The organism is Streptomyces sp. NRRL F-5123 (genome assembly GCF_000721495.1).
GTDB lineage: Bacteria > Actinomycetota > Actinomycetes > Streptomycetales > Streptomycetaceae > Actinacidiphila.
Genome location: NZ_JOHY01000004.1, coordinates 37,149 through 57,800 on the forward strand (window position 1 = coordinate 37,149; position 20,652 = coordinate 57,800).

15 protein-coding genes, 1 tRNA gene and 1 pseudogene are annotated in these 20,652 nt (G+C 71.5%); 7 read left to right on the forward strand and 10 right to left on the reverse strand.

Annotated elements, in window-relative coordinates; translation table 11 throughout:
* The first annotated feature begins 11 nt into the window (after nt 1-11).
* Both IH54_RS0105185 and IH54_RS0105190 read left to right on the forward strand, forming a co-directional pair.
* Nucleotides 12-1,241, forward strand: a complete 1,230-nt coding sequence (locus IH54_RS0105185; protein WP_031513192.1) for a glycoside hydrolase family 76 protein — start codon at nt 12-14, stop codon at nt 1,239-1,241.
* Nucleotides 1,242-1,333: 92 nt separating this feature from the next.
* Entirely contained in the window at nt 1,334-4,516 is a 3,183-nt protein-coding gene (locus tag IH54_RS0105190) for an alpha-mannosidase (protein WP_031513194.1), read from the forward strand.
* A gap of 140 nt (nt 4,517-4,656) precedes the next feature.
* Here the strand turns inward: IH54_RS0105190 and IH54_RS45305 are convergent, their stop codons facing one another.
* Nucleotides 4,657-4,875 (reverse strand): hypothetical protein, encoded by a 219-nt coding sequence (locus IH54_RS45305; protein ID WP_159011654.1) that lies wholly within the window; start codon nt 4,873-4,875, stop codon nt 4,657-4,659.
* Nucleotides 4,876-5,015: 140 nt separating this feature from the next.
* Nucleotides 5,016-5,867 carry a class I SAM-dependent methyltransferase gene (locus IH54_RS0105195; protein ID WP_031513196.1) on the reverse strand — a complete coding sequence of 284 codons (852 nt, stop codon included), beginning with the start codon at nt 5,865-5,867 and terminating at the stop codon, nt 5,016-5,018.
* 192 nt (nt 5,868-6,059) lie between these two features.
* Between IH54_RS0105195 and IH54_RS0105205 the strand changes: the two genes are divergently transcribed.
* Nucleotides 6,060-6,413 carry a VOC family protein gene (locus IH54_RS0105205; RefSeq protein ID WP_031513198.1) on the forward strand — a complete coding sequence of 118 codons (354 nt, stop codon included), beginning with the start codon at nt 6,060-6,062 and terminating at the stop codon, nt 6,411-6,413.
* 134 nt (nt 6,414-6,547) lie between these two features.
* Here the strand turns inward: IH54_RS0105205 and IH54_RS45310 are convergent.
* Nucleotides 6,548-6,665, reverse strand: a tRNA-OTHER gene (locus IH54_RS45310).
* A 296-nt stretch (nt 6,666-6,961) separates the two neighbouring features.
* Nucleotides 6,962-7,345 (reverse strand): hypothetical protein, encoded by a 384-nt coding sequence (locus IH54_RS0105210; RefSeq protein WP_031513199.1) that lies wholly within the window; start codon nt 7,343-7,345, stop codon nt 6,962-6,964.
* A gap of 435 nt (nt 7,346-7,780) precedes the next feature.
* Here IH54_RS0105210 and IH54_RS42855 point away from each other — a divergent pair.
* Nucleotides 7,781-8,047: pseudogene (locus IH54_RS42855) on the forward strand (TetR/AcrR family transcriptional regulator); the annotation flags it as partial.
* A gap of 125 nt (nt 8,048-8,172) precedes the next feature.
* On the opposite strand, the gene IH54_RS0105220 reads toward IH54_RS42855, so the two are convergent.
* The 3 genes from IH54_RS0105220 to IH54_RS0105230 form a co-directional block, all read right to left on the reverse strand.
* Entirely contained in the window at nt 8,173-8,907 is a 735-nt protein-coding gene (locus tag IH54_RS0105220) for a DUF3152 domain-containing protein (RefSeq protein WP_078861960.1), read from the reverse strand.
* 540 nt (nt 8,908-9,447) lie between these two features.
* Nucleotides 9,448-10,764, reverse strand: a complete 1,317-nt coding sequence (locus IH54_RS41375; protein ID WP_159011656.1) for a hypothetical protein — start codon at nt 10,762-10,764, stop codon at nt 9,448-9,450.
* A 261-nt stretch (nt 10,765-11,025) separates the two neighbouring features.
* Nucleotides 11,026-11,610: a TetR/AcrR family transcriptional regulator gene (locus tag IH54_RS0105230; protein ID WP_031513207.1), complete on the reverse strand. Its 585-nt coding sequence runs from the start codon at nt 11,608-11,610 to the stop codon at nt 11,026-11,028.
* 101 nt (nt 11,611-11,711) lie between these two features.
* Between IH54_RS0105230 and IH54_RS0105235 the strand changes: the two genes are divergently transcribed.
* Nucleotides 11,712-12,137 (forward strand): nuclear transport factor 2 family protein, encoded by a 426-nt coding sequence (locus tag IH54_RS0105235; protein WP_234343374.1) that lies wholly within the window; start codon nt 11,712-11,714, stop codon nt 12,135-12,137.
* A gap of 557 nt (nt 12,138-12,694) precedes the next feature.
* Here IH54_RS0105235 and IH54_RS0105240 read toward each other — a convergent pair.
* Nucleotides 12,695-14,053 (reverse strand): bifunctional folylpolyglutamate synthase/dihydrofolate synthase, encoded by a 1,359-nt coding sequence (locus IH54_RS0105240; RefSeq protein ID WP_234343375.1) that lies wholly within the window; start codon nt 14,051-14,053, stop codon nt 12,695-12,697.
* Between the two features lie 169 nt (nt 14,054-14,222).
* Between IH54_RS0105240 and IH54_RS0105245 the strand changes: the two genes are divergently transcribed.
* Nucleotides 14,223-14,540 carry a hypothetical protein gene (locus tag IH54_RS0105245; RefSeq protein WP_031513214.1) on the forward strand — a complete coding sequence of 106 codons (318 nt, stop codon included), beginning with the start codon at nt 14,223-14,225 and terminating at the stop codon, nt 14,538-14,540.
* 73 nt (nt 14,541-14,613) lie between these two features.
* Here the strand turns inward: IH54_RS0105245 and IH54_RS0105250 are convergent, their stop codons facing one another.
* Both IH54_RS0105250 and IH54_RS0105255 read right to left on the reverse strand, forming a co-directional pair.
* Nucleotides 14,614-16,146 (reverse strand): cellulase family glycosylhydrolase, encoded by a 1,533-nt coding sequence (locus IH54_RS0105250; protein WP_031513216.1) that lies wholly within the window; start codon nt 16,144-16,146, stop codon nt 14,614-14,616.
* 104 nt (nt 16,147-16,250) lie between these two features.
* Complete coding sequence (locus IH54_RS0105255) at nt 16,251-18,182, reverse strand: glycoside hydrolase 5 family protein (protein WP_031513218.1); 1,932 nt, start codon at nt 18,180-18,182, stop codon at nt 16,251-16,253.
* A 784-nt stretch (nt 18,183-18,966) separates the two neighbouring features.
* Between IH54_RS0105255 and IH54_RS0105260 the strand changes: the two genes are divergently transcribed.
* On the forward strand, nt 18,967-20,646 hold the full coding sequence (locus IH54_RS0105260; RefSeq protein ID WP_031513220.1) for an ABC transporter substrate-binding protein: 1,680 nt from the start codon (nt 18,967-18,969) through the stop codon (nt 20,644-20,646).
* The last annotated feature ends 6 nt before the right edge of the window (nt 20,647-20,652 follow it).

Consider the following 20,652-nt stretch of genomic DNA (forward strand, 5'->3'; position numbering starts at 1 on the left):
AAGAGAACGCCATGCTGAGATCGACGCTCCGCCACACCACCGTCACCGCGCTCTGCGCCGGGCTGCTGTGGACCACCGTCCCCGCACACGCGCAGTCCGCTCACGACGCCCGGCCTCCGCGCACGGTCACCTCCGCCCAGTGGGCCGACCGGGCCACCGACGCCTACCGGGCGCTGCAGGCGAACCTCTACCAGGGCGCCGACGGGCACGGCCTCTACCTGGAGCGCGCGCCCCAGCAGGCCGGGGATCCCGCGCACTCCTACCTGTGGCCGATGCGGGAGGCCACGGCCGCGGCCGTGGACATGCAGCAGCTCCCGAAGACCGGCCCGTCCTACCGCCGGGACGCGACGCAGCGCTTCGACACCGTCGAGTTGTACTTCGCCCCCGGTGACCGGCCGGGCTACCAGTCCTATCTGCCCGCCCCCCTGGGATCGGGCGGCGACGCCTACTACGACGACAACGCCGTGGTCGGCCTGAGCGAGCTCGACCAGTACGAGGCCACCGGCGACAGCACGTACCTCGACCGGGCCGAGCAGGTCGTTGCCGTCGTCACCCGCGCCTGGGACGACGACGGCGCCAAGGCCTGCCCGGGCGGCATGGACTGGTTCGACTCGCCCGGCAACACCATCCGCGCCACCAACGTCACCTCGCTGTCCGCCCAGCTCGCCGCCAGGCTGTACGAGGACACCCGTGACATCGCCTACCTGCACGCCGCGCAGACGTGGTACGGCTGGGTGTACTCGTGCATGCGGCAGTCCCCCGGCCTCTACGTCAACGACCGCGGCGACGACGGCAGCACCGATCCGACCCTGTGGAGCTACAACTCGGGCTCCATGATCGGTGCGGCCGTGGCCCTCTACCGCGGCACCGGCGACGCCGGCTATCTGGACAAGGCCGTCGAGGACGCCCAGGGCTCACTGGCGTACTGGACCGAGGCCACCCGCCTGCACGACCAGCCGGCGATCTTCAACGCCTTCTACTTCAAGGACCTGCTCGCCCTCGACCTGGTGCGACCCGACCCGTCGTACCTGCGGGCCGCCACCGGCTACGCGGACAGCACCTACGCCGCCAACCGGGACGCCGCGACCGGTCTGTTCCGCTTCCAGCCATCGGGCGGCGGCGACTACGACGCGACCGCACCGGCCGAAACCCTGGAGCAGTCCGCCATGGTCCAGATCTTCGCCACCCTGGCCCGCGCCACCGGGCAGGGCCGTCAGCCGGGCCGCACCGCGAGCTCCTGACCCGCGGCGGCAGGAACCCGCCGCACCAGCCGCCCGACGCACCACCCACGACACCCGACACCCGACACCCGACACGAAGGACACCCACGGCCATGCCCAAGCCACCGCTGACCAGGCCCTCCTGGTGGGACTCCGACATCGCGCGCGACCTCCTGCGCGACCGCGTGGCCGTCACCACGGGTGTCGCCGGCTGGGAAATACGGCTCACCGGGGAGCCCCTGCTGCGCCGGAGCAGCAGGGGCGGGCTGCTCCAGTCCGTCCGGCTGGGCGTACGCCGCTCCGGCACGGGGGACGGCGCACCGCTGATCACGCGTGCCCGCGTCAGAACCGAGGGCGGCGCCCCCCTGCACTGCGAGGTCCTTCCCGGCCCCGGGGACGACGTCCGCATCCTGATACCGGAAGTGGACGCCCCCACAGTCGTACGGATCGAACTCCCCGACCTCGGCGAAGACGCCGTCGTCGACTTCCAGGCGCACCCGCAGCGTCACTGGACGCTGCACCTGGTGCAGCACTCCCACCTCGACATCGGCTACACCGACCCCCAGGGCCGGGTGCTGGCCGAGCACCGCGCCTATCTCGACTCGTTGCTCGAACTGTGCGACGACACCGACGACTGGCCGGAGGCCGCCCGTTTCCGCTGGGCCGTGGAGGGCTTCCACTCCTTCCAGGACTGGCGGGCGAACCGCCCCGACCGCCAGATCGCGCGCTTCCTCGACCGGGTCCACGAAGGCCGCATCGAACTGACGGCCATGCCGTTCAACCTCCACACGGAGACCTGCTCCACCGACGAGCTGCACGAGCTCCTGCGCCCCATGACGGAACTGCGCGACCGGCACGGCCTCGACATCCGCACCGCCATGCAGACCGACGTGCCGGGCCAGGTGGTCGGCCTGCCCGACGTCCTGGCCGGCAACGGCATCCGCTACCTGTCCGTCGCCCACAACTGGGCCGGACGCGCCCAGCCGCACATGGTCGGAGGAGAGCGGCTGCCCCGGCTGTTCCGCTGGCAGACCCCCAGCGGCAACAGCGTCCTGGTCTGGCGCACCGACACCCCGCACGGCCTGGCCTACATGGAAGGCTCCATCCTCGGCTTCGACGAGTCCTACGACCGGGTCGACGACCTCCTGCCCGCCTACCTCGGCGCCATGGCCTTGTTCCCGTACCCCCACCAGGGTCCGGGGATACCCGGATTCCCCGCCCTCGGCCACACCCCCGACGCCGACCCGTATCCGTGGGACGTCCTGCACCTGCGCGTGCTGGGCAAGTTCGCCGACAACGGGCCGCCCCGCCGGATCATCTCGGACACGGTGCGCCGGTGGAACGAGGAGTGGGCTTTCCCCCAGCTGCGCGCCTCCCGCCACCAGGACTTCTTCGAGGACGCCGAGAAGCGGGTCGGCGACCGCCTGGAGACCTACCAGGGCGACTGGAGCGACTGGTGGGTGGACGGCGTCGGCGCCGGCGCAGTCCCACTGGCCGCCACCCGCCGTGGCCAGGCCGCCCTCGCCGAGGCACAGACCGTCGCCGGCTACGCCCAGCTGCTGGGCGTGCCCGGCAGCACGGCCGTCACAGAGGCGGCGCCCACGGTCTACCGCGCGGCCTCGCTGTTCAACGAACACACCTGGGGCGCCGGGGATCCCTGGACCCACGGCGACCACGGGCACGGCTCCGGCGAGACGCAGTGGCACTGGAAGTACGCCCAGGCCCTGCGCGCGCACGACGAGGCGGAGACGCTGCTCGACTCCGCGAGGGCCCTCCTCGGCGAGGCCCTCCCGCCCGAGCCGGGCGCCCTTGCCTCCTTCTACGTGGTGAACACCTGCAGCTGGCCGCGCACGGAGACCGCCGTCCTCTTCCTGCCGGAGAGCACCGTGGGGCTGGGCGACGCCGTCCGGGTCCTCGACGCACGTACCGGCGCGCCCCTGCCCATGGCGGAGGAGGCCCAGAGCAACGAGCGCCACCGGGCGGCCGGCCGGTTCCTGAACGTGCCCGTGGCCGACGTGCCGGCATGCGGCGCCGTCCGGCTGGACATCGTCCCCGCCGCCGGCACCGCCGCCGGCACCACCGCCGCCGTCCCGTACGCCACGGGCACGCCCGCGGACGCCACCGTCCTGGAGAACGACCACCTGCGCGTCACCGTGAACCTGGGCGGGGCCTGCATCGGATCCGTCATCGACAAGCGCACCGGACGCGAACTCGTCCGGCAGGACGCCACCATCGGTTTCAACGGCTACGTGTACGACGAGTACGCCACTGCCGGCGGCTTCAACCACCAGTCCAGCAAGACCGTCGCCGACGACTCGATGCACCTGCTGGCCTCGCGTCGCGTCGCGCCGCCCGCGGCCCTCGTCGAGCGCACCTCCGACGCCACGGGACACACGCTTGTGTACGAGTGCGCCCCCGCGGGCACCCGCCGGCTGCGTGTCACGGTGCACCTCCCGCACGGTGCGGCGCGCCTCGACATCGACAACCGCATCGACAAGGCCGCGACGCTGACCAAGGAAAGCGCGTTCTTCGCCTTCCCCTTCGCGCTGGAGGACCCCGCGGTGCGCATGGAGGCCACCGGCGGTGTCACCGGCACCGGGCTGGCTACGGTACCGGGATCCGCGGCCCACATGCGTGCCGTCCGGCGCTGGATCGCCCTCACCGACGGGACCCAGCACGCCGTGCTGACCACGACCGACGCCCCGCTCGTCCAACTCGGCGGCATCGCCATCCCCTACGTCCCCTACCCGCAGTCGCTGGCCCAGGAGGAGCCGGCCACCGTCTTCTCCTGGGTGCACAACAACATCTGGGACACGAACTTCCCCGCCGAGCAGGCATTCGACCAGAGCTTCCGCTACAGCGTCGGCTTCGAGGCCACCGAGGCCACCGAGGCCACCGCGAGCCCCGCCACGGCGGTCGGGGAACGGCTGGCGGCACGCACTGCGGCCGTCACCTGCCACCCGCTGGTCACGGTGCGCGCCCGCGACGAGGCCGGCGGGCCGTCGCCTGCGCAGGTGCGGTTCCTCACCGTGGACGATCCCCGTGTGCGCCTTGTGGGTCTGACATCCCCGGACGAGGGCGTCCTGATGGTCCGTCTGCAGTCCCTGGCCGAGGTCCCGATCACCTGCCGACTGGCCACGCCTTTCCCCGTCACCCAGGCGTTCAGCACCAACTACCTCGGCCTCGCGGGGCGCGAACTCGGCCTGGAACCCGGCGACGTGGTCCCGGTCGAGGTGCCCGCGCTCGGGACCGCGGCGGTCACCCTTCGCCTGCGCTCCGCCCCGGAGAAGGGGTGACCCTGTGAACCGTTCCGGGTCCGGTGGAGAGTCTCCACCGGACCCGGAACGGTCCAACCGGCTGCTACCAGCCGAACGCGGCTGACCCACAACCGCTGCTGCCAAGGCACCCACTCGCACCCGGAGCTCCTTCCGGGCGGTCAGTCGCCGGTGGACTTGCTCTGGGACGCCAGGATCGTGCCGTCAGCGGCTCGGACGGTGACGGTGAGGGCTGACGCGCTCTTGGCTCCTGCCCGGCCCTCGTCGGTGGAGAAGGCGACCCACCCGGGGGCGCGGCCGCGGACGTCGGCCGCCGGCTCCGCCCCGCGCGATCTCGTCGGTGCCCGGTTCGTGGACCGCTCCGGGGCTGTCCTGGGCAACTGCGCGAGACGCTCCCACTCCGCGAGCTCCGCGAAGTTGCGGGGGTTCGTCGGCCACGTGCCCGTGCCCGGAGACCTGCCGGGCCGGGAACCGCGCGCTGTCCGGCGCCGCCGCAACCGCGTCGGCGGGAGGAGGCGCTCTACCGGCGGACCGCCGAGATCAGTCCGCCGGGCCGCTCCTCGCGCTGCGGCGGGGTGCTGATCGGGCGGCCGTACGCGGCAGCCCGCTCGCGCAGGGTGTGGCTGTCCGCCTCCCAGCCGTGCCCGGCCAGCCAGCCCACCGGGTCGTCGGGCATCTCCGAGACCCACATGGACGCCGCCGATCCCGGCACGGCGTCGGCGCCGAAGCGCTCGATCACGCCGCGCGAGCCCAACGTGAGCCCCATCCGACTGCCTGCCGCCGACTGCGCGCTGATCCGGGCCAGCAGCAGTTCCACCGCGTCCTCGGGCAGATAGATGAGCAGGCCTTCGGCGATCCACACGGTCGGCGCCGCCGGGTCGTGCCCCGCGGCCGCCAGCGCGCCTGGCCAGTCCTCACGCAGATCCACCGCGACGGTGATCCGCTCACAGCGTGCGACGGCCCGCTCCTGGCGCAGCACCGAAGCCTTGAAGTCCAGTGGGGCCGCGGTGTCGACCTCGAACAGCCGGGTGCCCTCGGGCCAGTCCAACCGGAAGGCGCGGCTGTCCATGCCGGCACCGAGCAGCACGACCTGCCGGACCCCGGACGCGGCAGCCTGCTGCAACAGGTCGTCGAGGAATTTCGTCCTGATGACGATGGAGAACGCCACGGCCAGCCGGCGGCGGCGCGCGGCCTCGTCACCGGGCAGCGGCGGCGGGGAGGGCCACAGGCCGCCGGCGCTAGCGAAGGCCTGTGCCAGCGGGTCACGGAACAGCGCGTCCTCCCGCTCGGTCTCCAACGCCCGCGCCCGGGCCACTCCCACCGCTGTGGCCCATACGCCCGAGGGCTGCACCCGGTCCTGTTCATCAGTCACCGCGCCAGCCTAGGCGAAGCCGGCAGCGCCGTTGTCGGCGATGTCACCGGTGGCGGAGAAGGCGGGGCGCCTCCCGGAGTCGGCGAAATCCACATCGCCGTCGCCTTCGCGGTGTCTGGAGAAATGACGTCACTGCGCGGGACGGCCCGCTCTCGACAGCCCGGGTGGGCGGTCCTGTCTAAGCTCAGGCCCATGGCACTGGAATGGGAACAGATCATCGTCGACTCCGCCGACCCTGTCGCTCTCGGGCGCTGGTGGGCTGAGGCTCTCGGCTGGGTCGTGGTCGACGAATCCGAGGAGGTCATCGAGATCCGGCCTGAGCCGGACAGGATGCCGGGGCTGCTCTTCGTGCCTGTCCCCGAGGGCAAGACGTCGAAGAACCGGCTCCACCCCGACCTCCGCCCCGACGACCAGGAGGCCGAGGTCACCCGGCTGCTCTCCCTCGGTGCCCGGCGCGCCGACACCGTGCAAGGTGAGCAGCACTGGGTGACCCTCCTCGACCCGGAAGGCAACGAGTTCTGCGTCCTGGGCGAGCGGAAGAGCTGAGGACGGCGGGCCGGGCGCAGCACCTGGCCATCGGATACGGCACGGTCGCGCCGTGTTCCTCGACCAGCCGGTGGAAGATCCAGGGCCTGGACGAACGTCGCAGTGCTTTTTCTGGGCACGTTCCAGGTCGGCTGCGGTGCCGACGGGATTCGAACCCGCGGACGGAAAGGGGCAGGTCCGCCCGTCTCCATCAGTCGCCGTGAGCCGGACCTCGCTCACGGCGATCGCAATGGGCCGCTCTGCCACGGCACCGCAGCCTGCGAGAATGCGCGCCATCCCGCTCCGGTTCAAGGTAGGGGATCGCCCTGCGTGCGGCGAGTCGTTATCCAGCACCGGCAGCCGCTGCAGCAGGACCGCCGCGCCAGCGAGTGCGCGGCCTCCTCCACCTGGGCCGGCACCTCCGGCGAGGAGCCGGCGGGACCGCAGGTCAAGTGCCCCGGTCCGGGGGACTGTACGCACAGGGGCGGGCGCTGGTTGCGCGTCCGGTCGCGCTCTGGTCCCGGACCCCGCAGGTCACTGCCCCAAGCCTTGTGGCCGGGGAAGGCCGGCTACGGGGCTGCCTCGCGGAAGAGGGCCAGAAGGGCGTGCGCCTGCGGGGCACCCGCGTCGAAGAACTGCTTGGCCAGTCTGGGTGGCACAGCGGTTCCCTGCATGCGGACCTCGTGGCAGCTGAAGCAGAACGCCGCCTCGAACAGCACCAGGTCGAGAGTGTCCGCGTACGCCCGGACGCTCCAGCCCGGCGAGAAGCCGCAGCGGTGCTGCTCGCTGCCGGGCAAGCTCTCGATCAAGGCCAGGACGCCGGCTGCCTCGCTCCCGATCCAGTGGGCGCCCGCCCTACCGGGATACGGGGCGCCCCGTTCGGCCGGGAGTCCGGAGATCCTTATGACCTCCAGCAACGCAGCGGTGGCTACGGCTTCGGCGGGGAGTTGCATGCACGTAGTCTGCCCCCCGTACCCGGGCGGTCTCTCCTCGCCTGGCGGAGTCCGCGCCCCCGGAGGGCCGGGGACCGGACACGACGCGTTTTCCCGATACCGGCGGCCTCGGCGACTGCGGCAGCCTCAGATCGGCCGCGGCGGGGATGTCACCGGGCACCCGATCGGCGCCGAGGGCGCGCGGGGAAGGACGGCAGCGGGCGGGGCGCGCGGTGCGCGGCCCGCCCGCTGCCCGCGGGGCGGCCGTCAGTCGAAACACGAGCACGTCCACCCCGCCCACCTGGTCGAGGACCCTACGGCCGAGCTCGGCCACGCCCTGCTGTGTCGACAGGTCCGCCGGTACGAAAGTGGCGCCCCGTCGTCCCCGGGGGCGGCCGCGGGACGCCGTCATCACGCCCGCTACGCGCCGACGCGCGACGCAACCGCGAGGCCCTGCTGTCCGCGGCCCGCCAGGCGTTCCTCAGCGGCCACACCGACGCGCACGTGGAGGACATCGCCCGCAGCGCCGGCGTCGCCGTGGGCACGCTCTACCGCCATTTCGACACCCGCGAAGCGCTGATCGAGGAGGTCTACCGCAAGGAGGTCGACGACCTGTGCGCCGCGCCCGACGGACTGCTCGACCAGCACGCTCCGGAGGAAGCCCTGCGGCGGTTCCTGCTCCTGCTCGTGGACCACGCCGCCGTGGGCGCGGGGATGTCCGTCGCGCCGCGGCGGGTTGAGCGGGCCGGTCCGGAGAAGGACGGCTTTGACGGAGCACCCGTACGGCGCCCGGGGCCGAGCGGGAGGTCACCGTCGACACCGTCGGCGCGCTGCGCGCGGATTCGGGGTCACTGCACACTCGGCCCTTGCACGTAACGCCCCGCGGAGTCGTAGGGCCAGGCGTTGGCCTTGCAGCCGTGCAGGCCGTCGATCTGCTGCATCATGACCGGGGCGGGGCGGCCTGCGCCGGGGCAGCCCTCGTGGCCGTGGCCGATACGGTGGCCGACCTCGTGGTTGATGATCAGTGCGCGGTAGCCGGCGATGGGGCCGGGGAACTCGGGAGAGCCGAGCAGCCAGCGTTTGAGGTTGACGACGACGGTGGGACCGACGTCGCAGTTGACCTCGCCGTGGGTGTGGAGACCGGCCGCGCCGCAGATGTCGTCCACGGTGTCGGGTGTGGCGATCTTGACGACGAAGTCGGACCGGCCCGACGCGACGAGCTGGAAGCCGTCCCTGCCGTCGGCCGTCCAGCCGCGGGGGTCGGCGAGTATCGCCTCGATCTCGTGCGCCGCCTCGCCCGCGGAGATGCCCGCGCCACGCTCGACCTGCACCTCGTAACGGCGTATTCGGCCGTGCCCGACCGCCTTCCCGGCAGCGTCGGCGGTGGCGAAGCTGCCGCTGCCGTGCTCGGGGACACCGGACGCCGCCTCCCCTGCCGTCCCCCCCGGCCGCAGTACATACAGCGTCGCGCCGAGCAGCATCGCGAAGATCGTCGCGGGCACGGCGAACCTCCGGAAGCCCCGCCGCGACCGCCCACCCGCGGGCACGTGCGCCCTCCGTCCCTGCCCTGACGCCTTGCTCATCCCACGGTCCTCTCCCGTTCGGCACCCGGCATCGGGAGAAGGCACGGTCCGCCTCCGCCGCCCACCGCGGTCCGCGCGTCCGGCGGGACCAAGGAGTGACCGCACGCCGTCCGCGCGGCCTCCAGCCTCGGACGGGCACATGACGACCCCGCGCCCACACGGTCACAGCCCCGCAACAGCCCAGCTCAGACCCACTCCCACCTGCACTCACCTGCCCCCGGACGACCCCAGCGGTCCACCACCCCACCCGCGGATCTCTTACGCTCCCCTACGTTCCCGCCTCGCGCCCCCATGACCGGTGACCGGTCCGTCCCAGCCGCCCCCCGGCCGGCTCCTCCACCACCCGCTCCGCCATCCGGCCGCACCGCGCGCGTTCGGTCTCCGAGCCCGGCGTCATCCGCGAGCCCGCGACCGCCGGCTCACGCGGCCACGAAGTCCTCCTCGCGAGTGACAGCCTTGGGAGAGGGCTGCCCGCCGCGGCCCGGGTGGAGCGGTCCGGGCCGCGAACGGCAGCTCAAAAGGGCCCCAGGGGGCGGCAGTTCAGGGGGCCGCGACGAAGACGACCGGGCTCACTGCGTTCTCGAATTGCGGTGCTCCGGTGAAGCGGGCCCGCCAGTAGCCTGCGCCGGTAGCGGGAGCGGTCTCGGAGAAGCCGTAGCCCCACCCGTCCCAGTTGGCTGAGGACGCGGTGGCGACGGTGGTCCAGTTGCCCTTGCCGGTCGCGGAGAACTGGATGTCCACCGGGATCGTGGCCGGCGTCCAGTTGCCGTCGAAGGTCAGATCGCCGGAGATCGCGACGCTGCCGGCGTCGGAGCGGGTGGCGCTGAAGGACTCGAAGGCGGCGGGCTGCACCACGAGGATCTCGCGGCTCGCGTGAGCGTCGGCCAGGAAGAGATCGTCGCTGGGCCACCCGAAGTCGATCGAGAAATTGCTCCACAGCGGCTGGGTCGCCGGGAAGAACGCGGTTCCGGTTGCGTCGGTGGTGCGCTGGGAGTTGTCGCCGAAGGCGTTGGAGCCGATCGTCTTGCCCACCAGGGGCTGCCATCCGGTCGGCGAGTCCCACAGGAGCGTGGCGCTGGTCGATTCCACGACGCCCTGGAACGGGACCTTGGCGGTGCTCGGCTTCTCCACGATCTTGGTCGCGGTCTTCTTGATGGTGATCGGAAAGGACTTCGAGCTCGACTGGTTGTAGAAGAGGTGGTTCGGGTCGTAGGAGAACATCGCCCGGATGTTGTTCTGGTAGTCGCTGGTGACCGGAAGCGTGGCGGAGAAGCTGCCGTCCTCCGCGGTCGTGACGTCCGTGTACTCCATGTAGGAGCTGACGCCCACGGGCATCCCGCCCATCGGCGTGACGGCACCGGAGCCCGGCCACCGGCCCATGAGGTGCCCGTGGATGGTGACGCTCCGGTGGTCGTAGTCGGCCCTGGTCCGGTCGACCTGGACGTCCTTCAGATTGGTCTGGACGGCGTAGGAGAAGTAGCCGGCGCTCGTGGCGTCGAGGGTGTCCCCGCCCTCGTCGGCGGCGGACACGTCGATCCGGTAGCTGCCGAGGTCCGGCAGTTGGACGCGTCCACGGTTCGTCCACGTCCCGTTCTCCGCTGTGCCGGAGACCAGGACGAGGTGCGTGAGCGTGGCGACGGTCTGCTGGGTGTCGACCGAGCGGAGGCTGACCTTGATGTCCTTGACCGCGGTCGGTGCGTCGAGGGACAGGACGAGCTTCCCGTTGTTGGTCCAGTCGTTGTGCGCCTCCACGACCGTGATACCGGTGTCCGCCTCCGCGGCCGTCGTACCGGCCGTCACCAGGCTGCCGGCAACCACTGCCACGGCCAGCGCCGCCAGCGAATGACGAGGTGTCATGGTTCCCCCCCTTGGGTACCCCTTCGGCTCGTACCGAAGAACGACAGGCGGACGCTACCAGCGCCTCCACTCACCCATAACGGGAAAATGAGTCTTCTGCGTACGCCCCGTCGGCCACGGTCCAGCGCATGCCGAAGCACGCACTGCCTCGCCCTGATCACATGATGGTCGCGGTCACCGCGGCTGACACCGGTGGAGCGGCATCGCTGATGCGGGAGGGCCCCCGCTCGCCGGCCGGATTGCGTTCACGCCCGGAGCCGGTCAGCCGGCCACTTCGTTTTCAGCCTTGCCTTCCGTCAGAGCGCTGATGCCCGGGCGGAGGAGGGCCGCTATGCGGTCGGTGGGGGCGTCGCGGAGGGCGGGGAGGCCGAGGAGCTGGTGACCGATCGTCACGCCGAGCAGCGTGGTGAGGGCCAGCATGGCGCGCAGTTCCGCGTCCTGCGCGGGTGGCATCGCGGCGACGACGGCTTCGGCCTGCTGGGAGAGGCGAGCGCGGACCTCGTCGGCTGCCCCGGGGTCGGTGAGCATCGACCGCATCATCGCCAATGTGCCCTCGGGCAGAGCGCCGAGTTTGGGGCCGAGCGTGGCCAGCAGCTGGTCGGCGAGCCCTTCCGCGCCGGTGGCGGCAGGCGCCGCGGGACGGACCTGGACGGCACGGGTGAACAGATCCCGCTTCGAGCCGAAGTACTGCATGACCAGGGCCGGGTCCACGCCGGCCGTCGACGCGACGGCCCGGATGGTGGTGCGGTCGAACCCCTTCTCGGCGAACAGCTCACGGGCGCCGGCGAGGATCCGCGCCTCGGTGGCGCGGCGGCGCTCGGCGCGGGACGGCTGGGCGGTGGGCACCGGACCACTCTACAGCCCTTCGCTCCACGGGCGTTGACCGAAAAGGCGGCCGCGGCCTAGGCTCCCTTGGGTCAACAACCGTTGAGCGAATGGAGTACCCCGTGCCCGACGCCGAAGTCGCTGCCCCGCGCAGCCCGTACGACGTTCTCGACCGCTACTACCAGGCCATGCTCGACAAATCGGCGGACGACCTCGCCGACCTCTATGCCGTGGACGCCGTGCACGAGTTCCCGTTCAGCGTCCCCGGCTTCCCGCCGAGCTTCGAAGGACGCGAGGCCGTGCGCGCCGGCTACCGGGCCTCCTGGAGCGCGAGTCCCGTACGGGTGGAGGAGATACGCAGGATCGCGGTCCACCAGACCACCGACCCGGAGGTGATCGTCGCCGAGCAGGTCGTCCTGGGCACGGTTCCGGCCACAGGCGCAGCCTTCGGCGTTCCCGGACTGCTGGTGCTCCGGGTGCACGGCGGGCGGATCAGCCGCGTCCGGGACTACATCGACACCTCCGGGCTCGGCAGCGCCAGGACGTGAGACGTCCACCGGCTCCGACCGCTGGCGCCGGTCGCCGACCGGCGCCGACGTGGTGTGCCCGACGAGCCGCGAAACCGGCTCGGGCGCCGGCGTAGTCGGCTACGCGCACCGGGACGCCCGTGCCTGAGCGCAGCCGCCCCGGACCCTTGCTACCGGCGTGTCAGAACCGGGGCGGGCTCCTGCCTCGGAGTGGCTGCCGCCGGTGTCCGAGCCGGGCGTGCCGGTGGCGTCCCGTGCCGGGCCGGCGCCGCCGAGTGCGCCCTCGCCGTTCCGTTCGGACGCGGGAAGCGAGGCCGTTCCGGCGGCCGTCGGCCTGCCTTCGGCTGCGAGGCTCCGGCCCCGCCGTGCGCGAGGCGACGAGTTCCACGAAAGTTCTGGAGGACGGTGAACGGCAGAGTTCGCGCGTCGCGTCGAAATAGACCTCTGCGGGCTTGCCTTCCTCGGGCGCGTGGCCAGCCACTGTCACGGGTGCCGGCGCTGGAATTGGAGAAGTACGCGTGCGTGAGGACCGGCGTGACGAGGAAGTGCTGCGCGCCCCCGCGCGTCGGGCGGGCAGCTCACGCGGGCGGCAGGCCGAGCGCGGTGCGGGACTCGCCGATCAGGCGCAATGAGCCGAAGACGACGATCAGGCCGCCGGGGCCGGCAAGTTCGGCGGCACGGCGCAGCGCCGAGGGGGCGTCCTCGGCGGTCAGGCACGGTCCCGGGCGGCCGGGGGCGAGCCGGCGGTGCAGCGCGGCCGGGGCCGCGGCCCCGTGCGAGTCGGTGCGGGTGAGGACCAGCGGCCAGTGGGACGGCAGCGGGGCGAGCATGCCGGGAAAGTCCTTGTCGTCCATCGCGGCGAAGACCAGCGCCGGCGGAGCCGAACGGCCGTCCGCCTCAGCCTGGCGGAGGATCTCCGGGGCGACCGTCGCCACGCCTTGCGGGTTGGTGGCGCCTTCCAGCAGGACGCGGCCGCTCCAGCCGTCCAGGCAGGCGCCGGGGACGAGTTCGAGGCGGCCGGGCCAGCGTGTGGCCGCCAGCCGTGCGCGCAACTGCCCACCGTCCGGCGGTCGGATGTGCCCGCGCTCGACCAGGGCGTCAACGGCGGCGACGGCGGCGGCGAGGTTGTGGTGCTGGTGGGTGCCCGGCAGCGGGCAGGGCAGGTCGCGGTGTACGGCGCGGGGGGTGACGACGTCCACCAGCGTCATGGGCCCATCGGCAGCGGGGACGGTCCGCGCGGCGTAGCGGATCTCGTGGCCCATGCGCCACACGGACAGTCCGCTGCGCTCCTTGCAGATCTCCTGCGCGGTGTCCGCGGCTTCGGGGGCGAGCCTCCCGAGGACCACATGGTCCCCGTCCCGTACGGCCTCGACCTTGGCTCGGGTGATCTCGGCCAGCGAGTCACCGAGCAGGCGGGTGTGGTCGAGCCCGACGCCGGTGACGACCTTCACGTCCAGACCGAGTTCCGCCGCCGCTGCCCGGCTCCCGCCGATACTCGCCTCCGCCACGGCCAGACCGACACCCGCCCGCCGGAAGTGCACGGCCGCCGAGGCCGCGAAGACCCCTTGGGAGAGAACGGGCAGGTCGTGTCGCTCCATCGCGCCCCAGACCTCGGCGAAAGCCGCCGTGTACTCAGCCGGCGTCACCGGGTTCCCGTCGATCCGGATCCGTTCTCTGGGCTCCTGCAGGTGCGGGCTGGGCATACTCCCCACCCGCACGCCGGCAGCGGCCACCGCCGCCACCGCGAAAGCGCACGTCGAGCCCTTGCCGTTCGTCCCCACCACCAGCATCCCCCGCAGATCCCGCTCGGGACGCCCCAGCGCCTCCAGCAACTTGGAGACGTTCGCCTGCCGCACCGCCCGGGGGATCTTGCCGGGGTTCTCGTGCATCGTGGCGAGGAGATGTGTGCACCGCTGGTAATCCACCCACCCGATCATGCCACTCCTGGTGACCGAACAAGCACGGTATGCAACAGTCCTGGCGCACCTGGCTCTGCGGGACGCAAGCCGAGCGGCCCGGAGACCGGCGAGGCAGGGGCGAGGCGCAGTCCCGCGCGACAGCAACGTCACCGGGCAGCCCTACGTCAAGCGCGCCGTCGACGGATAGGTGCGGGCATCTGCCCGGCTGGGTCCCGGCCCAGGCAACTCCATCATCAACAACTCCAGCCGCGACGCCCGCGGTTACGCCGGGGACGACTTCCTCTGGTCCCACGTATACGGCGCCATGGCTGTCGCCCGGCACGGACTCGGCCGTACGGCCGAGGAGGTCCTCGCCGAAACCGCCCGGATCACCGATCCGGCGCTCGTGAGCGTGGTGAACGACTTGCCGTCGCCGTCCCTGATCGCCGGCGAGCACGTACAGGACACGCTGCTCGACTCCTCGGTCCTCGTCCCGCGCGGCAGCACCACCCTGGTCCGCCGCTGACCGCCGCCGCACGCGTGCACGTGCCCCGGAGGAGCCGGAAGGCGCCTCCGGGGCACAGCCGCGGGGAGCGGGATCAGGGGTGCTGGGTGAGCAGGTGCGCCTTGTACCCCTCGCCGTAGGTGCTGCTGGGCGTGCCGTTCCAGTCCGTGATCAGCACGTTGCCCTGGCTGCAGCCCCAGGGGTTCCAGGTCCAGGCGGTGTAGCCGACGCCGTTCCTGTCGGCCCAGTCCATGACCTGGTCGACGTAGTCGTGGGCGCAGGTGTTCTGCCCGATCTCACCTGCCTGCACGGGGACCTTCGCGGCGACGGAGCCGATCTGGCTGTCCCAGCAGGCCGCCGTGACACAGGCGTTGAAGTTGTACGAGTGCCACGAGGCCATCAGGTTGCCCGTGGGGTCGGCGGGCTTGTAGGCCAGCCACTGCGTGAGGTCGTTGGTCCAGGTCAGGCCGCCGGTCATGATGACGTTGGTGGCGCCGGTGGCACGCACCGCGTCGACCAGGGTCTGCATTCCGGCGACCTGGTAGCCGATGCCGGTGCAGGTGCCGCCGTCCCGCAGGCAGGTCCATGCCTCCGTGGCGTCGGCCCAGTTGTTCGCCGCGTCCGGGTAGGGCTCGTTGAACAGGTCGAAGACGACCGCGTTGTCACCCTTGAACGTCTTGGCCACCTGGGTCCAGAAGGTGGGGGTGTACTGCGCGTCGGGCATCGGCTTCTGGCAGGTCGCCTTGACGTCGGAGCAACCCGCCCCGGAACCGCCGTACTGGCCGTAGGTCCAGTGCAGGTCGAGGACCACGTTGATGCCGTTGGCGACCAGCAGGTCGGCGTAGTCCTTGACCGCCTTCTGGTACGCCGCCCCGCTGGTGCCGGCCGCGGGCACGTCCGCGGTGCCGAGCCAGCACTCCTCGTTGAGCGGGATACGGACGGTGTGGATGTTCCAGGACTTCATCGCCGTGACGGTCGCCTGGTCGGCCGGCCCGTCCCACATCCCGTTGCCCTGGATGCAGGCGAACTCGCCGCTGGAGCGGTTGACGCCCAGCATGCGGTACGTGGCACCCGAAGCGGTCACGAGGTGGTTGCCCGACACGTGCAGGGCGGGGGCGGGGCTGTCGGCGGGCGGCGTGGTGGGAGGGGTCGTGGGAGGCGTGGTCGGCGGCGTCGTGGGGGGCGTGGTCGGCGGCGTCGTGGTCACCGTGCCGTTGCAGGCCGTGCCGTTGAGGGTGAAGGCGGCCGGCACCGGGTTGGTGCCGCTCCAGGCGCCGTTGAAGCCGACCGAGGTCGAGGCGTTGGTGGCGAGCGAGCCGTTCCAGCTCGTACTGGTCGCCGTCACACTCTTGCCGGACTGCGTCCAGGTCGCGTTCCAGCCCTGCGTGACCGACTGGCCGGCCGCCGGGAAGTCGAAGCCGAGCGTCCAACTGCTCACCGGCGCACCGAGGTTGGTGATCGACACGTTGGCGCCGAAGCCACCGGACCACTGGCTCGTCACGGTGTACGTCACCGAACACCCGGTGCCGGCGGCGGCGGCCGTGCCCGGCAGCACGGCCGCCGTCAGCCCGGCTGCCGCGACCATCCCGGCGGCACCCGCGGCCGCCAGAAGCTTGCGTCTCTTCATGGGATTGTCTCCCGGTTCGTGGGGGGAATCATGCGAGGCCAGACTTGGCTACTTAACCGGGTAAGTCAATGCCCTGGCGCGACCTTCCGTCCACGGTCCACGTGTCAGGCGGTACGCAGCTCCAGCACGCGCACGCCGTACGCGGGCAGGGTGACCGTGTCGGCCGGTGCGCCGTCCAGGTCGTACAGCGACGACCCCGCCGCGACGGCCGGCTTGACGGACAGTTCGGCCCGCGACTGGCTGACCAGCCACACGAACATCCGGCCGTCCTCGTGCAGCAGCCGGTCCACGCTCACCCGGGAGTCGGCCACGCCGACCGGCCGCCGCACCCCGGCGTGCGCGGCGAGCGCGTCGTACAGCGTGCTGGTCTCCTCGGGATTGGCCCGGGGCGTCACCGCCGCCATGTGCTCCAGCGGGTACGTGCACAGGACGACCGAGCCCTCCCCGACGCGGCGCAGCAGCAGCGCCGGACGGCCGTGCGCGTCCTCGGCGAGCACCTCGGCGCCGTCGGGCACCACGGGCAGGAACACCTTGCTGCTGGAGGTGCCCGCGGCGGGGAACGCCAGTCGCGCGCCCTGCGGCAGGCCGCCGAATGCCCGGGTGAAGGTGAAGGTGACCTGCTCGTCCTCGATCGGGTTCACCAGGCCGTACTCCAGTTGGTGCCGCACCCCGAACAGCTCGTCCAGGTGGGCGTACCACGGCCCGCGCTGCTCGTCGTGCGGGCCGGGGCAGTACGAGACGTACACGGTGGCACCGGCCCGGGCGCGGTCCTCCAGCTCGTACCAGGTCGGCGACAGAAGCTGCTTGGCGGACGGCACCAGGTACAGCAGGGCGTCATCCGCCAGGCCGTCGCTCTCCCGGGTCACCGCAGGGGCGAGGTCGGCGAGCCGGGCGGCGACCCAGGCCTGCCGGGCGGTGGAGTGGACGTGCTCGCGGTCCTCGGCGCGGGTGAAGGGGTACACCGTGTCCAGGTACGACGAGACCACCAGCGCCGTGTCGGTGTCCGCACGCCGGGTGCGGCCGACGTCGACCCGCTCCAGCACGCGGGCGAACTCCGCCACCTCCCGCAACTGCGGCTTGGCCCGGCCGTGCCGGTCGACCAGGCCGAAGTGCATCTCGAACGCGTGGTGCAGATAGGGCGGCTGGTGCCGCAGGTCGTCGTAGTCGGCGTTGTTCCAGGCGATCCAGCCGGTGGCGCCGGCCAGCAGGCTGTTGTGCAGGACCTGCCGGTAGTAGTGGGCGGCGTTCTCACCGGAGACGAAGTCGGAGGTGACGCCGAACTCCTCCAGCACCACCGGGCGGCCGAAGGTTCCGGTCAGTTCGCAGGCCCACGCCGCCGCGTGGTGCTGGCGGACCGGGTCGTCCTCCATCCGGTAGACGTGCGGGCCGAGGAAGTCGCAGATCGCGGCGCCGTCACGGACCGAGAAGCCGTTCTCGTGACCGGAGTTCTCCAGGCCCCAGGCGCCGTCGCCGAGCGAGACGGGCTGTGTGCCGCCCGCCGCGCGCACGGCGTCCACCAGGATCTGGGCCCACGAGGAGACCGCCTCCCGGTCGCGGGTGGCGGCCCCGTAGATCGGCATCTCGTTGGACACCAGCCAGCCGGAGACCGCCGGGTGGTCCTTGAACCGGCGGACCATCCGGCCGGCGAACCAGGCCTGGCGGGCGACGAGCCAGACGTCGCTGTAGAGGTCCCGGCCACCGCGCCAGGACGGGTCCCAGTTCTCGCCCGACATGTGGCCGACGATGAAGGTGGGGATGGTGGTCATCCCGAGCGCCTGGTGGCGGTCGAGGAAGTCGGCGAAGTGCCCGCAGGCGGCCTCGTCCACGCTGTACGGGGTCGGCATGAAGTCCGGCCAGTAGTAGAAGGACCGGGTGACGTTCATGCCGTGGTCGCGAAGCGCCCGCAGTTCTTCGTCCACGACGCGGGGGTCGTAGGAGCGCCACATCAGCGGGCCGCCGGTGCGGGACCAGAAGTTGGCGCCGAGCCAGGTGACCGGCTTCCCGTCGGCGGTGAGCCGGGCGGAGTTGCGAAGCATGGGCGGTGATCCCCTTCGACGGGTGCGGTGGGTGGCCGCGGCGGGCCGGCGGGCGCGCGAGGCGCGGGCGTGTTCCGCGACGCGGACGGGTGGGCACAAACAATGTGCGCACATCGCCACTTGGCCCGGGGAGGGCTTCGGTGGCGGTTCCCGTCCGGGCGCGCGGCGGCGGTAGCGGCAGCTCTGCGCCGGTTTCCGTGACCGGCACGGGGGATGCAATCACTCGACCGGTTCAGCGTCAAGACCGCATTACGCATATGTGATTCGCGATGCCCGGCGCGGCCGAGGGCGCGGGCGCCGCCGGGTACGTACCAATGCCCAGGGCACGGGAGCAGTGCCGCTCGCCACAGGACCGGGCGGGCAGGGGCCGATCCGGGCGCGTCCGGGCGGCTGATCAGGCATGTTTAGGCCCTGGTTGAAATACCGGTTAAGCGTTCGACGCCCTCTGGTGCGCCACGGCGAGAATTGAAACCGGCCGAAGGGCGGTTCCGAGTATTGACACCCGGGTTTCCGGCGTTCTAGTTTCACGGCCATGCCACGGGCCGGGGTGAGCAGGTGGAACCGCCTCGGCCCGCGAGCCGCACGGTCGCCAGGAGGTTCCGGCTCGGCAGGTCCGGCCTCGAAGTCCTGAAGCACGTCCAGGTCCGCACCCGCAGCCGTCCGGGAGCGCGCCGGCCGCGTCACTCCGCCGGACATCGTTGTCAGCCATGCCCGGAATCTCACAGCACACGACCGCCGAGCGTGCCCACGGGCGTCTCGCGGCGCTCACGATCAAGGGGAACCGATGAACGTCACCAGAGCGGCCCGCCGCCGTCTCGTCGCCGCCTGCGCCGTCATGGCCCTCGGCCTCACCTCGGCAGCCTGCAGCAGTTCCGGAGGCAGTTCGTCCACCGCCGACGGCAGCACCATCACCGTCACCGGCACGACCGGCAACCTGGTGGCGAACTTCAACCCGTTCTCGCCGTCCGCGCTGATACCCACCCACGGCCTGCTCTACGAGCCGCTGTTCCACTACAACCAGGCCAAGGCCGGTGACATCCAGCCCTGGCTGGGCACCTCGTACACCTGGTCGGACGGCGGCAGGACGCTCACGATCAAGATACGTACCGACGCCAAGTGGAACGACGGCAAGCCGTTCACCAACAAGGACGTCGCGTACACCTACGAACTCCCCATGAAGAACAAGGACTTCGACCAGTACGCGCTGGGCCTGACCGGCGTGACCACCACCGGCTCGGACACCGTCACGCTGAAGTTCGCGAACTCCGCCTACACCAAGGAGTACTTCGTCCTGGGCAAGGTGGACATGATCCCCGAGCACGTCTGGGCCGCGATCCCGGACGCCCAGAAGAAGAAGGGCGTCAACAAGAACCCGGTCGGCACCGGGGCGTGGACGGTGAAGTCGGTGGCCCCCATGTCGATGGTCCTCCAGGCCCGCACCGACTACTACTTCAAGGGCCTGCCCAGGTTCAAGACGATGCGCTTCCTGTCCTTCTCGAACAACAACGGCTCCAACGCCGCGACCGAGGCGGGCAAGATCGACTGGGGCGGCGGCTTCATCCCCAACATCGAGAAGAACTACCTGGCCAAGGACCCCGAGTTCGACCTGGTCAACCTCCCGCTGGCCACCGCCATGCTGATCCCGAACGCGAAGTCGGGGCCGACCGCCGACGTCAACGTCCGCAAGGCGATCAGCGCCGCGATCGACCGGGACTTCATCAGCAAGGCCGTCTACAGCGGCCAGGCAGGACCCGCCAACCCGATGGGCCTGCTCATGCCCAACTTCGAGTCGGTGCTCGACCCTTCCCTGAAAGACGCCGCGTTCGACACCCCGGACAAGGTCGCCGGCTACCTCACCGCCGCCGGGTACACCAAGGGCGGCGACGGCAACTGGGCCAAGAACGGCAAGAAGCTGTCCATCGAACTGGAGACCGTCGCCGGCTGGACCGACTACATCAGCACCGGGCAGCTGCTCAAGCAGCAGCTCGCCAAGGTGGGCATCGGGCTGACGGTGAACGCGGTCGCGTACAACCAGTTCACCGCCCACCAGTACGGCGGCAAGTTCCAGATGATCATCAGCAGTCAGGGCTTCACACCGGTGCCGTACTCGTACTACGACCAGATGATGGACAGCCGTATCGCTCCCAAGGAAGGTACGCCCAGCACGGTCGGCAACTTCGGCGAGTACTCCAGCCCCGCGGTCGACGCGGCCCTCGACGCCATCGCGGCCACCCCCGACGCGGCGAAGCAGCAGCCGTACTTCTACCAGCTCGAACGCGCCTTCATGAACGACATGCCGGTGATCCCGCTCTTCAACGCCCAGGACGAGCAGGAGTTCAACGGCAACCACGTCACGGGTTACCCGACCAAGGACAACCCGTACGCCGGTGCCGCCGTCTGGCTCGCCATGGACAACGGCTGGGTCGCGGCCCGTATCGCCCCCGCCGCCAGCGGCAAGAAGTAAGCGGCG